14 protein-coding genes are annotated in these 13,952 nt (G+C 38.3%); 5 read left to right on the top strand and 9 right to left on the bottom strand.

The window, feature by feature from the left end; translation table 11 throughout:
* Positions 1-305 precede the first annotated feature (305 nt).
* A complete protein-coding gene (locus tag AC1EU2_RS03935) occupies positions 306-1,238 on the top strand; it encodes a Dyp-type peroxidase (protein ID WP_480296689.1) in 933 nt (310 codons plus the stop codon).
* Between the two features lie 76 nt (positions 1,239-1,314).
* Here AC1EU2_RS03935 and argR read toward each other — a convergent pair whose 3' ends face one another.
* On the bottom strand, positions 1,315-1,782 hold the full coding sequence (gene argR / locus AC1EU2_RS03930; protein ID WP_480296688.1) for a transcriptional regulator ArgR: 468 nt from the start codon (positions 1,780-1,782) through the stop codon (positions 1,315-1,317).
* A gap of 342 nt (positions 1,783-2,124) precedes the next feature.
* Here argR and mdh point away from each other — a divergent pair, with 342 nt between their 5' ends.
* Positions 2,125-3,060, top strand: a complete 936-nt coding sequence (mdh, locus tag AC1EU2_RS03925; RefSeq protein WP_480296687.1) for a malate dehydrogenase — start codon at positions 2,125-2,127, stop codon at positions 3,058-3,060.
* Positions 3,061-3,135: 75 nt separating this feature from the next.
* Entirely contained in the window at positions 3,136-3,453 is a 318-nt protein-coding gene (locus AC1EU2_RS03920) for a cupin domain-containing protein (RefSeq protein ID WP_480296686.1), read from the top strand.
* A gap of 321 nt (positions 3,454-3,774) precedes the next feature.
* Here AC1EU2_RS03920 and AC1EU2_RS03915 read toward each other — a convergent pair whose 3' ends face one another.
* The 4 genes from AC1EU2_RS03915 to AC1EU2_RS03900 all read right to left on the bottom strand — a co-directional run bounded on the left by AC1EU2_RS03915 (position 3,775) and on the right by AC1EU2_RS03900 (position 8,577).
* Entirely contained in the window at positions 3,775-5,526 is a 1,752-nt protein-coding gene (locus AC1EU2_RS03915; RefSeq protein WP_480296685.1) for an amidohydrolase, read from the bottom strand.
* Between the two features lie 253 nt (positions 5,527-5,779).
* Positions 5,780-6,208, bottom strand: coding sequence for a SufE family protein (locus AC1EU2_RS03910; protein ID WP_480296684.1), 429 nt, complete (start codon positions 6,206-6,208; stop codon positions 5,780-5,782).
* Positions 6,208-7,440, bottom strand: coding sequence for a cysteine desulfurase (locus tag AC1EU2_RS03905; protein WP_480296683.1), 1,233 nt, complete (start codon positions 7,438-7,440; stop codon positions 6,208-6,210). The genes AC1EU2_RS03910 and AC1EU2_RS03905 overlap by 1 nt, the downstream gene beginning before the upstream one ends.
* Before the next feature lie 93 nt (positions 7,441-7,533).
* A complete protein-coding gene (locus AC1EU2_RS03900) occupies positions 7,534-8,577 on the bottom strand; it encodes an NADP(H)-dependent aldo-keto reductase (RefSeq protein ID WP_480296682.1) in 1,044 nt (347 codons plus the stop codon).
* Between the two features lie 641 nt (positions 8,578-9,218).
* On the opposite strand from AC1EU2_RS03900, the gene AC1EU2_RS03895 reads away from it, so the two are divergent.
* The gene (locus AC1EU2_RS03895) at positions 9,219-10,340 is read left to right on the top strand and encodes a hypothetical protein (protein WP_480296681.1); all 1,122 of its coding nucleotides are present in this window, start codon (positions 9,219-9,221) and stop codon (positions 10,338-10,340) included.
* Between the two features lie 28 nt (positions 10,341-10,368).
* On the opposite strand, the gene AC1EU2_RS03890 is transcribed toward AC1EU2_RS03895, so the two are convergent.
* Positions 10,369-10,863 (bottom strand): GNAT family N-acetyltransferase, encoded by a 495-nt coding sequence (locus tag AC1EU2_RS03890; protein WP_480296680.1) that lies wholly within the window; start codon positions 10,861-10,863, stop codon positions 10,369-10,371.
* Positions 10,853-11,395, bottom strand: coding sequence for an inosine/xanthosine triphosphatase (yjjX, locus tag AC1EU2_RS03885; RefSeq protein ID WP_480296679.1), 543 nt, complete (start codon positions 11,393-11,395; stop codon positions 10,853-10,855). Before yjjX ends, AC1EU2_RS03890 begins: the two co-directional genes overlap by 11 nt.
* A gap of 141 nt (positions 11,396-11,536) precedes the next feature.
* Between yjjX and AC1EU2_RS03880 the strand changes: the two genes are divergently transcribed.
* Positions 11,537-12,445, top strand: coding sequence for a L,D-transpeptidase family protein (locus AC1EU2_RS03880; protein WP_480296678.1), 909 nt, complete (start codon positions 11,537-11,539; stop codon positions 12,443-12,445).
* A 71-nt stretch (positions 12,446-12,516) separates the two neighbouring features.
* Here AC1EU2_RS03880 and AC1EU2_RS03875 read toward each other — a convergent pair whose 3' ends face one another.
* Positions 12,517-13,119: an outer membrane protein gene (locus AC1EU2_RS03875; protein WP_480296677.1), complete on the bottom strand. Its 603-nt coding sequence runs from the start codon at positions 13,117-13,119 to the stop codon at positions 12,517-12,519.
* Positions 13,120-13,384: 265 nt separating this feature from the next.
* Positions 13,385-13,873 (bottom strand): DUF4124 domain-containing protein, encoded by a 489-nt coding sequence (locus AC1EU2_RS03870; protein WP_480296676.1) that lies wholly within the window; start codon positions 13,871-13,873, stop codon positions 13,385-13,387.
* Positions 13,874-13,952: the final 79 nt, after the last annotated feature.

Below are 13,952 nucleotides of genomic sequence, written 5' to 3'. Positions count from 1 at the left end.
ATGTAGTTATTTCATATGGCTATATCACTATCAATTGTATATCCCAATCACGCTTCAAAATCCTCGTTTGAGGTTGCAAAATATGTTTGATGAGAAGCTATGTGAAGGTGAGAAAAAAAGTGATAAGTCTAAATTCGATTACTACTTTATTGGTCTGAATTTATTCTAGCCATACTTTCGTAGGTTATTTCATATTGGTAGAGCTTGAGGGAAATCTCCAGTGGTTTTTTAGACGCATTAAGCTAAAATCGTCGTGAATTTATCCATTTAATTGTTTAGTATGAAATTACTCTCAGGAGAAAAACATGGATATAGAATCAATGCCAAGGGAACAACTCGGGATTTGCGCTGAAGGGAATCTACACAGTATTTATTTGATGTATAACGCTCGTGATCATGTAGAGCCTTTATTACGTCCTTGTTTAGCATCAGTCGCACAATATATTTTTGAGCAGACCGATCAGCATGCAGACAGCGCTTTCAATGGTTTTGTGGCTGTAGGTGCGAATTATTGGGACAGTTTATACCCAGATTCTAGACCGCAACTGTTAAGACCGTTTCCATCACTTCAATACAATGACTTAGTTGCTCCAGCTATTGAGTTTGACCTTTTCTTTCATATTCGTTGTGATCGTTATGATGTGCTTCACTTAGTGGCTAATGAAATCCATCAGATGCTTGAAGGACTTGTGGAACTTGTCGATGAAGAGCGTGGGTTCAGATACATGGACAGCCGTGATCTAACAGGGTTTGTTGATGGCACTGAAAACCCGAAAGGTCGCCAGCGTCAACAAGTTGCTTTGGTCGAAGAAGAGGATGAAGAATTTCAAGGCGGGAGTTATGTTCACGTTCAAAAATACGAGCACAAGCTGAATCACTGGCATCGACTTCCACAAAAAGAACAAGAAGATATTATTGCTCGAACCAAACAAGACGATATTGAGTATGCTTCTGAAGATAAGCCGTTAACTAGTCATATTAAACGTGTGAATTTAAAAGATGAAAACGGGAAGTCTAAAGAAATTCTTAGGCAAAGCATGCCATTTGGATCTTTGAGGCAGCAAGGCTTAATGTTTATTTCTGTGTGTAGAACGCCTGCACATTTTGAAGATATGTTAACAAGTATGATCAAAGGTGACGGACATGGGCATACTGATAAGCTGATGGAGTACACTCAAGCCCTCACAGGATCTTCATTTTTTGCCCCATCACTAGATTTTTTACTAGAAAAAGTTTAATTCACTAGCACAACTATCTATAAAATAAAAGAGTACGCCCCATACGTACTCTTTTTTACATTTAGATTACAATTAACTATTCAGTGTAATTGAATAGTGATTTTATCGTTTCTAATGTTCTATCTATGTTACTAATGTTTGATGGAGTAATGAAAATTGTATCATCACCAGCAATAGTGCCTAAAATTCCTTCAGGCTTCCCTATTGAGTCTAACAACCTTGCGATAAGTTGAGCAGCACCTGGGCTGGTGCGAACAACAATCATTGAACAGTTGTGATCAACATCTAACACTAGATTTTTTAGTGGGCTACCAGCTGTTGGGACCCCTAACTCAGCTGGTAAACAGTAAACCATTTCTTGCTTTGCATTTCGGGTGCGAACTGCCCCAAACTTGCTCAGCATACGGGATACCTTAGATTGGTTAATGTTACTAAACCCCTCGGATTGTAGAGCAGTAACGATTTCACTTTGAGAGCCAAATCGTTCTTCTTTCAGAATAGCCTTAAAGACTTTTACGAGCTCTTCTTGGTTCTTGTTTGTCATAATAATTTTTCAGTGATTTTTAACTTAAACAATCTGCGACAGTTTATTGAAATATCTAAACTGTTACTTCATTTTTACTTGAATAAATTTTCAATCTTTATATTCAAAAAACTTAAAGATCTTTGCATAACAGATGCATTTTTGTCAAATAAAATGACTTGCATTGCATAAATATTCATTTGTAATTGTGGGGGAAACTAAGGTTTACGCTGCTACAATTTTTCAGTTTTTTCAGTGCTATGTATAGAGGTTGTGAGATTGATATTTTGCTCGCATTCCAGTAAGGTTGCGCCATAATTATGATCTATGTCACAGAATACCGATAAATCAACGGAGAGAACTATGAAAGTTGCTGTACTTGGTGCTGCTGGTGGTATCGGCCAGGCACTTGCCCTATTACTAAAAACTCAATTACCTGCGGGTGCAAAATTATCATTATATGATATCGCTCCTGTTACACCTGGTGTTGCCGTTGACCTAAGCCACATCCCAACAGATGTTGAAGTTAAAGGGTTTGCTGGTGAAGATCCATCTGCGGCTTTAGAAGGCGCAGACGTGGTACTTATTTCTGCTGGTGTTGCTCGTAAACCAGGTATGGATCGCTCAGATCTGTTTAACATCAATGCTGGTATTGTTCGTAACTTGATCGAGAAAGTTGCTGCAGTATGCCCTAAAGCATTGGTTGGTATCATCACTAACCCTGTTAACACTACTGTTGCGATTGCTGCTGAAGTATTAAAAGCGGCTGGCGTATACGACAAGAACCGTCTGTTCGGTGTTACTACACTTGATGTTATTCGTTCTGAAACTTTCATCGCTGAAGCGAAAGGTTTAAGCCCTGCTGATGTGAACATCAATGTTATTGGTGGTCACAGTGGTGTAACGATTCTTCCTCTACTTTCTCAAGTAGAAGGTGTGAGCTTTACTGATGAAGAAGTTGCAGCACTAACTCACCGTATCCAGAATGCGGGTACTGAAGTAGTTGAAGCTAAAGCTGGTGGCGGTAGCGCTACACTTTCAATGGGTCAAGCGGCTTGTCGTTTTGGCTTATCACTAGTTCGTGGCCTTCAAGGTGAAGCAAATGTTGTTGAATGCGCTTACGTTGATGGTGGTAGTGAGCACGCTGAATTTTTCGCACAACCTGTAGTTTTGGGTAAAAACGGTGTTGAAAAAGTACTGTCTTATGGTGACGTTAGCGAGTTTGAATCAAACGCACGTGATGCAATGCTAGACACACTTAAAGGTGACATCAAAATTGGTGTTGAATTCGTTAAGTAAACTTAAGCGAATATCCTAAAATTGAAAGCGGAGCAAATGCTCCGCTTTTTTGTGCATAGAGTATAACGAGTATTAATGAACAATATATTGAAAGATATACCTAATGAGCTTTCCGAAGAGTTCTTCGAAACCATTGCCGGAAATGACAAGATTAAGATTGAGCGGATCATTTCAAAAGGGCACAAAAGCCCTGAAGATTTTTGGTATGATCAAGATCAAAATGAATGGGTCATTATTCTTAAAGGTGAAGCTAAGTTAGAACTTGAAGATGGACAAGTTATTCATTTAAAAAACGGGGATTATTACAACATTCCTGCTCATCTAAAGCATCGAGTAGCTTGGACACAAGACGACGCTGAAACGATTTGGTTAGCTGTTTTTTATTCCACCTAGGATATGCTCCTTGAGATGCACATTCTCTTTATTTTTTTGCTCGTAATACCAATTAAAAGTACTTGTCATGTATTCAATGGTATTCAATAGAGTGCACGCCCTCTAGTCATGATTAAAAGCTTACGAGTAAATGTCCCCCAGACTAGAGGCCGTTCCCAATTAGTCATTTCGATTTTAGGCGTAACCCTAAGGGCTGTGTATATTTTTCGCTTCTTCTGTGTTGCCGAATGTTTATGTAGAACAACTACACCTCACATTCGTCGTCTTGAATAAACAAAAAACCTACAACAGCAAATCGAAATCGTTAATTGGAAACGGCCTCTAGGGCTTTATTTCACTGCTTGGATAAACCTTTCCGGCGAATACGGTTCCCCATACATGAATCCCCCTAATTTTAGTCTTATCGACGGTAAAGGGATCATCGTCTAGAACAGTAAAATCGGCAAACTTTCCGGTTTCGATGCTACCAACTTTGTCGTCAATGCCTAAAGTGTATGCGGCATCTATGGTAATCATCTTCATGGCTTGATACACCGAAATACGCTCGGACGGCGCTTTTACCTTACCAGACATTCCTATTCGATTAACTGCTATCCAAACTTTCTCAAGTGGAACAGGCGGAGCTACAGGCATATCAGCATGCAATGAAACCGTTACATCGTTATCTAATAGTGTTTTTAATGGTATCGTCGTATCCGCTCTGTCTGCGCCAATGTATGCTTCGTTCATATCAGAACGGTAATACAAGTAATATGGGTTAACACTGGCTAATGCGCCTAATTTAGACATTTTTTTAATCATTTCAGGCGTCACTATCCCTAAATGTTCAAAAGTAAACCTGTGGTCAAATCTAGGCTTCTCCGATTGTAATTTTGCAAGTGCATTCAAAGTAACTTGATTTCCTGCGTCGCCATTTGAGTGTACATGGATTTGCTGGTTTGCATTCCACCAAGGCAACATTAATTGGTATAGAAACTTTGGTGGTGTTAAATATAAGCCGTGATGGCCATCAAAGTATCCTGGTGGCTTCATTTTCATATTTAAGCTGAGAAAAGCATCGTCAGAAAAAAACTTAACCCCATTAAATATTAATTTATTGGTGCTTTGGTCTTCTAAACTTTCTAGTTTATTAACTGCATTTTTACCATAGGTTTTGACAAGTGAACTTGAAAATGAAACAACAACACATCGCATTGGTGTTGTCTCTGCATTAAAAAAACGAGTGTTAGCAGTCAGTTCGGTTTTCCAGTCTAAGACCCCCATAGCCAGTTCACTCGTTGTGGTAATGCCAAACTTGCGGCTCAGATCTGTAATGTATTTTAAGGTCTTTGCATTTTGTGTAGGAGTAATGAGATGAGAAAATAACTTTTTCGACATCATTATTGAAGCGGTAGCGCCTTCAAATATTCCTGTTAGTTCTCCATTTTTATCGCGATTAACGCCTTGAACAAGCAACTCTTGCTGTGTCAAAGGATGCAATTTTAGTGCTGCGGAATTTAAAAATAAATTATGAATCGATGAATCTGAAATGATGATTGGATGAGTTGCCGATATTTTATCAAGTGTTCGTTTATCCAGGGTAAATTTGCCATTGTCCATGGCGAGTACATCGTAACCACTCACGATAAGGGGCTGCGTTGGTTTTTTTAATGCTTTTATATATTGCTTGAGCCTTGCTATTGCCTGCTGTTTGGTTTTTACAGGCACATAAGTTTTACCATAGGGTCTGGGTATTGGGTAATAACTCAAAGAGGGTAGGCGATAGACCAGTCCAGCCAATAGAGGATGAGCGTGTGGCTCAACAAAGCCTGGAGTGATAATTTTATTTTTAAAACGGTCATCGACGGTATAGGGCTTGTCTTTTAACCACAACTTAAAGGATTTTAGTGTGCCAACTGAAATTATTTTTCCGTTTTGAACAGCCACTGCTGACACTTTGGGCTGCATCGGGTTCATTGTGTAAATCTTCTTAGCTTGGTAAATGATGATTGGATGCTGAGATGCTTGAGCAAGCGGGCAGATTAGAATGATTAAAACAGTGAGGAATAATTTAGTAAGGCGTTGGGTTAGCATTGTAGGCCTCAAGATATTATGTCGATGTTTATATTCTACTCCAAAATAGAAATTTCACACTGAAATGTAGTTTGAGTTTTCGAGGAGGTTAAGATGCTTATTACATTTGATGAAAGAAAATATTATATGTATTTTCCAACGCTTACAAATGACATCTCAATTTATCTATCAGATGTTGTAGCTCCAACATTCATTGCAAATTAGCGTCACTTACGGAATCAAAATATTAGTTAATTATTATTTCTAATCAGTTCTAGAAACTCGTTTCTATGGCTTTAGCCATCGCAGCTACCCCGTTAGTCCGTGATGGACTTAGTTGGGTGTATAAACCTAATTCAGTAAACAATTGCTGGATATCGAGGTTTGGTTTTGTATTTTGATTGTGAAAAACCGCAAGTAATATCACAATCAAGCCTTTAACGATTCTTGCATCACTGTCTGCGATGAAGTAATGATTACCTTCTATGACTTTATGGTAAAGCCAAGCATCACTTTCACATCCATCTATTTTCGCAGTTTCAATCTTAAACTCAGGCTTCAATTTTGGGGCACGTTTGCCAAGAAGCATTAATTGTCGATATTTTTCTTGCCAATTTTTTGCAGCCAAAAAGGTTTTTGTAATTTCGCTTAACTCAGGGATGGTATAATGAAAATCATGAGTGTCAGGGAATGCTTGAGACATTAATTTAATAACTCCAATGTTTGTCGTAGCGCACCGATAAAAGTATCAACATCAGCTTGAGTAGAATAAATTCCAATAGAAACTCTGCAACAACCTTTAATCTGCATTAAGTCCATTAAGGGCATGGCACAATGATGGCCGCAGCGAATCGCAATGCCTTGTTGATCTAATAACATTCCGATGTCTTGATGGTGTTCATCTTTAACGTTGAACGCTACAACACCTACATTGTCTTTTGACTGAGCATAGACTTCAATTTCAGTAAGCTCAGATAACTTATCGACTAAGTATTTTAGTAGTGTGTGCTCTTGTTGTTGGTGTGCTTGAGTAAGGTGTTGCTTGATAAAATCAACGGCTGCGCCTAAACCAAAGACTTCAGCAATAGGTGGCGTGCCAGCTTCTAACTTGTTAGGTAATTTACCGAATGCGGTTTCCTCAAAGCTGACGGATTTTATCATTTCACCGCCTGTTAGCAGGGGAGACAATGTATCGAGCACATCGTATTTGCCATAAAGAATACCGACACCTGTCGGTCCGTACATCTTGTGTCCTGAAAACGTATAAAAATCACAGTCAATTTCTTGAACGTTAATCTCGAGATGAGCAATGGCTTGAGCACCATCGACGAGAGTTATTGCGCCAGCTGCTTTGGCGAGCCTTACGATTTCGTTTACAGGATTGAGTGTCCCTAATGCATTGGTAACATGCGCTACGGCGACCAGTTTGGGTTCGTATTTCAAAAGAGTTTGATAGGCTTTAAGATCAAACTGGAAGCTTTTTGTTAAGGGGATAGGTTTGATGATTGCACCAGTACGCTTCGCTAATTGTTGCCAAGGAACAATATTGGCATGATGCGCTGCACTGTCGATTAAAATGATATCACCATTGGACAGTTGTGAGTCGAGCCCAGCTGCCACAATATTGATAGATTCAGTACACCCATGGGTAAAAATTACTTCTTGGCACTGATTTGCTGAAATCAGATCAGCAACTTTTTGCCTGATGTTTTCATACTCGATAGTCGCCAGTGAAGACAATTGATGTGCTCCACGATGAACGTTTGAATTTTTAGTTTGAAAAAAACTATTGATGGCTTCAATGACTGATTGAGGCTTTTGACTGGTTGCCGCCGTATCTAAATAACATAATGGCGTACCATCAAACTCTACTTTTAATGTTGGGAAGTTTGGCCTTAAGTTTTCTGCTAAAGGCGTTAGAGTTTGGCTCGGCATGTTCATTTTTCAGTATCACTAAAATCGGAGGCCGATCTTGTTGCAAAATAAAAGTTTTTGCAAGTTTAGCTGACGTTTTGAATGTCGTCCCCTCTACGGACATGGAATTCTGTATGTATTGCCAATGTCTTCTAGTCGATTGATGATCTCATCTGATAAAACAATGTTAGCGCTGTCAATGTTCTCTTTAAGCTGGATTAAGTTTGTCGCACCAATAATATTACTGGCAACAAATTGTTGTTGATTTATAAATGCCAGAGCCAAGTGTGCTGGAGATAAATTGAACTCCCTTGCCAAGTCAACATAAGCTTGGATTGCATTATTCGCATTTTCTGATGATGTATAGCGATGATCAAATCGTTCAAATAAAGCTAATCTAGAGTTTTTGGGCCAAGGTTGGGTTTGGTACTTGCCAGTAAGGACACCAAATGCGAGTGGTGAGTAAGCCAGTAGACCAATATTCTCTCGATGCGATACTTCACTCATACTCACTTCATAACTACGATTGAGCAGATTGTAAGGATTCTGGATACTCACAATTTTTGGTAGTCCATGCTTTTCTGCAAGGTGCAAATACTTCATCACCCCCCAAGGTGTTTCATTGGAAATTCCGATATACCTCACTTTGCCTTGTTTAATGATGTCAGCAAGTGCTTCCAGCGTTTCGATAATCGGTGTGGTGCTCTCTTGGTTATTTACTTGGTAGTTGAGCTGCCCGAACCGATTGTTGTCTCTTTGAGGCCAATGAATCTGATACAGGTCGATGGTGTCAATTTGTAGCCGCTCTAAAGAGGCGTCAACTGCTTGATGAATGTTGTTCCAATCAAGTGCCATATTCGGTCGGATATAGTTGATGCCGGGTCCTGACGGAGCCACTTTTGTCGCAATAATGAGCTTATCACGGTTACCTGAACTTTTTAGGTAGTTTCCTAGAATCTCTTCAGTGCGCCCTTGTGTCTCAGCTTTAGGCGGAACGGGATAGAGCTCTGCAGTATCAATAAAATTGATGCCGTGTTCAATCGCTAAATCCATCTGTGAAAAGGCTTCTTCTTGCGTGTTTTGCTCTCCCCAAGTCATCGTACCTAAGCAGAGTTTACTTACCTCTAAGGAGGAGTTGGAAAGTCGTGTATAAATCAAGAGTAATTCAGCGTTATCGAATTGTTTCTTTTTTATACTCTTTTATCTGGCTATAAACAAATTAAATATAGTGGCTTTGAATTTAACGAAGAATCTTTAATAAAACATATTAGGGGCTGTTGATCTTTCGTGATTGTTTTTGCAGCGATAAATTGGTTATTTTATTCAAGACGACGAATGTGAGGTGTAGTGTTCTACATAAGCATTCGGCAACACAGAAGAAACGAAAAATATACACAGCTCTATGGGTTACGCCTAAAATTGGCAGTAACAAATCGAAATGACTAATTGGGAACGGCCTTTAGTGAACTGGTTTCCTAATTTTACAACAAGTTGCTTTTCTAACAAGTAGGCTTAAGCTTCGAACTAGGATGTTATTTCAAGACTTTTTGAGATTGTAATCGCTTAAGGAATCACTGACAGGGGTGAATGAATATAGCTCCAGAGGTAGTGAGGTTGCTCACATAATATAGTTTGAGGCAAAAACCGTGTATTAAAGAAGAGCAAGGAAGGTTGATAAGACATTATTCCGTGATTATACAGCTGAAATTAACGTTAGATTAAATATTATTTTTTTTTGTAATTTTTTGATGAATTTAAGTTATTGTCATGAAAAGTAAGCTGGGCTTTATGGAGGTAAAGTGCTCCAAATACCAATGTATTATGATTATAGAACAGGGCGATTCGAGGGAACTAAAGAGCTTGAAACGTTACAATTACGTGAACAAATTTTCTACATAAATATTTATGCGGTTAATTGCCCGGAAATTTGGGCAAGGAAGTATGAATTAAAAGTTCAAGTGGATAAAACTGGCATAACTTATGATTTTTCTAGTTTCTTTAATTCACAAGAAGATGATGAAATCAAGCAACCTTCCAGTGTTAGTAGAAAGTGCACAGTTCTTTCATCAATAGAGTATGAATGTATTTGGATTAAGGAGTGCCTAATTCAAAAGCATAGGCAAACTACTTTTCCTGAAGCAATATCAATAGATGATTCAGCTAGCAGTAATTCAATGGATAAAGATCAAACTTTATTTGATGATGATGATCTTGTTCAATTTACTTCTACTGAAGACGGTGTCATTGGAGTAATACAAGTAGGTAAAGAAACGCCTATGGAGATTGATAAAAACCAACTGCAAGTTGATGAACATCAGAAAGGCTCTGTTGACGTTTCAAATCTGAGATCAAAAATATCTGCTAGTGCAATGATCATTTGGTTACAAAATAGAGTTTCTTATGATCCTATTTCAAAATCATCGAAATATTCAATTATAAGTGAAGTTAATGCAGATGGTTATGAGCAAAAAAATTTAAGAGCTGTGATTTTAGATAAATATCATGAGCATATAAATGAAAATAGAAACGCATTTGGCTTTTATCTTTTAGGAATTAGAGAAAGAGGTAAGATATTTGGATTTGCAAAAGAGAACCATACTGTTTTAGTTGTTCTACATAAGAGTGGTATTAGAGTATTCAATTCGAGAAAAGGAAAGCAAGATTCAGGAGGCTTTGATACTGTAAATTATGGCTTGCAATCAATAAGTGATAGGAAGAACTGTAGTAGGTATGCAGCTTTTTTAGCTTTTGAACTCATAAAACTTGTAAGTGAGGACTCAGCTATAAAGTTAGACGGTTTAGAGAAGGCAGCACTTAACCTTTCATGCCCTATCAGTGTTCTACAATCCTTTTGCAATTATAAAAGTGGCTGTGAGCAATTAACTTCTTTTCCAGATTTCTCTGATCAGAAAACGTCATAACCTAAATATCTATATGACGAATCGACTTCTATAATTGCTTTATCATCATAATTTCACAATCATTATGGCCACTGTTACCTAAGCGGTAATGAATATCTTCAAATCCCATGGATTTATATAAATGATAAGCTTGAGTCAACACTGCCGTTGTCTCTAAGTAACATAACTGATAACCAAGTTGTTTAGCCTGATCCAAACAAAACTGACAAAGTTTTTTACCAATGCCGAACCCTCTCGCTTTGTTCAAAAAATACATTTTTTGAAGTTCACAAGTTTGAATGTTGTTCTGATTTTCAATGGGTGCGATACCAGCGCCACCAATAATTTCACCATCAAGTTCAACGACCCAATAATTACTCATGTTGTGCTGATAAAGTGATGATAAAGGCTGTGAAACTAGATCAGAAACGCCGTAGCCTTTTTCTGAAGTTAAGCCAAAATCATGGGACGCTTTGCGAATGATGCTCGCCATGATTTCATCATCAGCATTGGTCAATTTTCTAATAATAATATTATTCGGCATAAAGAGACTCATTCATTAAAGGCGCCATACAAAGAAGTGCTGCTTGTTCGTAGGTAGAGCCACGTGTTGCGAGATGATGAGTAAGCAAACCTATCGCTCCTCCTTTTTGCTTTACATTCGTTTCGTTGAATAGGTCATCCATTACGTCACCAAGCTCTTTACCGGCTTCAAGAGCGAGGTACACAGAATTTGGTAAAGGAAGGCTAGCGCTCCGGTTTATGCTTTGATATTGACCATTATCAATAACAATATAAGCAAACGTGAAGCTACCGTGAGATGTATTTTCAACCCCACCTTCAATCGCAGCATAAAAATTGGCTTGATGGTGTTGCTTACAAAATGCTACTCGATTGACTGCGCCTTCGCGGGTTTCGTTCGACGTCATTGGTTGATCAGCTACTAAAGAGGGAGCATCAATGCCTTCAGCCATGATTTCATATGCCGGAAAGTAAAGGGATAAAGCCATTCTAACCGCATTAATTTTGATAGGATTCTTTGAGCCGACGACGACCGTGATTTGATTGGATTTCATTAAACGTGTTGTTACTTATAGTAATTTACAGGCAATGGTAGCAAATGTTCAAAGGACTCTAAATGCAAAATTTTGCAACATCAACAAATTAGCCTATTATGCAGCAAGTGATAATAGATATATGGATTGATGAAGTATTTTATGAATCGATTTACTGCTTTAGTTCTCCCTTTATTGTTTTTAGCTCCGTCAGCATTTGCATTGACTTATGTAATACCCAAAGATGGCGGTCGGCTCGTTGGTCAAAACGAAACTTATGTTGTTCCTCAAGGAAAACTCGCACTCGAAGATATTGCAGCCAAGTTTCAGTTAGGTTTAACGAATTTAATGCAAGCAAATCCAGGTGTTGATCCGTTCCTACCAAGGCCCGGATCAAAGCTGGTGATCCCACATAAATTACTTTTGCCAGATGCTCCTCGTAAGGGCATCATCATCAATTTGGCAGAAATGCGCTTGTACTATTACCCGAAAGGAAAGGGGACGGTTGAAGTGTACCCGATAGGTATTGGCGAGGTTGGGCGTGATACTCCAGAGAATTGGACAACAAAAATCTGGCGTAAGAAGGCAAACCCAACATGGACGCCTACAGCAAGAATAAGGGCTGACTATGCTGCTAATGGAGAGACATTACCAAAAGTCTGGCCAGCAGGGCCTGATAACCCTATGGGCCTATTTGCATTGTATGTAGGTAACCTTTATGCGATACATGGCACGAATGCGAATTTCGGAATAGGACTACGTGTGAGCCATGGCTGTGTTCGTTTACGTAATGATGATATTGAAGCGTTATTTAAAGAAGTCCCAGTTCATACTCGTGTTCAATTCATCAATGAACCCATTAAAGTTGCTGTCGAACCTGATGGTCATCGATACATAGAAGTGCATGAACCACTATCCAAGAACCAAGCTCAATACGATTCTAACGAGGATGCGCCACTTACCTTTAATCGTAACGTGAAACGCTTTATTGCAAATGCAAAAACGAACTCAGAAACGTTAAAGAGAATGCTTGAAAAAAGGAATGGAATGCCTGTTAGGTTAGATAATTAGTGTAACTGACACAGTGTGATCAAAAAAAGCACCGAGAGGTGCTTTTTTATTAAATAGAGCGCTGTAATAAATTAGAATTTGTATCTCATCCCAAGTTTAACGCCATTGACATCAATACCACTGAATTTTACGTAACCCAAGTCTGCCGCAAGTTGCGGAGTAATCATGTAACCGACGCCTGCACCATAGCCAAATTTAGTGTCATGCCCTTTGGAGTAAGCTGAGTAACCATCGACGGATTTAAGGGTTGATTCACCTTCAATACGTGTGTATTGAGGCTGAGCGTACGCATAAAACTGAGGGTTAAAGTTATATTGAGCGCGCACGTTAAAACTGTAATAGCTTTTTAACTCACTTGAAATGTGTGTTTTTACGGGATCACCACCAATAAAGTTTCTAACCGTATCTTGAGTATCATCACCAAGACCATGTCCATACTGCGCTTCAGGCGTGATGGTGAAGTTCTCATTGATTGGCACTTCAAAACCTATTGAAGCCACAATGGCATTATAGTCAAAGGTTTTTGCGTTAATTCCAGAGTCTTTTACAAGTTGACTGTTTTTAGATACTTTGTTTTGAAGCTTCATGTAACTTACATCACCGACCCAGTTAGCTAAACATGAGCCTGATACGCTGGCAATTAATGTGGCAAAAACGACTTTTTTTAACATCATACTACTACCTCTATATTATGAGCCTTTGGTTCTTAGTTTGTTGGCCTTTCTCGATTCCTAGTTGACTGTAGGGTCAAAAATTAAAAACGAAACTGACTCTGGGAGCTAGTTTTAATGAAGTTATTTGAGAAGTTCAATGCAATTTACATTAAATTAAGTTAATTGGTTATAAGCTTTAATTTATTGATTACATAAGGTTATTTTAATGTTTGTTATAGTGGTTTAATGGAAGTAAAAAGGATGACATGTAATTATTTCTAGTAACTTATTTCTCAAGTTGTTGCCGTCTTGATTCAAGTACAGCTATCGTTTGCTTGTTCACTTTATTGAGTTCATCGAAGTGTTTATTCAGTTTCTCAACGTCTTTTTCATATTCAATATCATTAATTTCAGTTTCTTGCCAAAAACGATTTCGTGCTAAATTTTGAAGTTCGTTCGCTTTTATAACATCGTTATACCTGATTTCTTGCTTGATGCGCTTAATCTCACCTGAAATCAGCAGTATTAACTTATCATGGGGAATGGTGGTGTTCGTTAATAATATTTTTAAAGGATCTGCTTTTTTGACATCTTGGTCAGAGTCTTTCTCAATGGTGACACCATTATTGTAAGCAATTTCACTCTGTTTGAAAGATTGAGGGCAAATGGATTGGCTATAGACGACCCTGTCGCCTTTAGTGCATTTATAAAATGAACTGGCAAAAGTGGGCGTTGAAAGAAAAATTAATAAGAAAAGCCAATTGCTCTTATTCATAGCAAAACATCCTGTTAATCATAAAAATCCATTATTTATGAATGGTTAGATTAACAGAATGTATATAGTGAGTTCAAAT

The sequence above is a fragment of the Parashewanella sp. 2304DJ23-3 genome (assembly GCF_056591695.1).
This window is presented reverse-complemented; position numbering and strand designations above follow the sequence as displayed.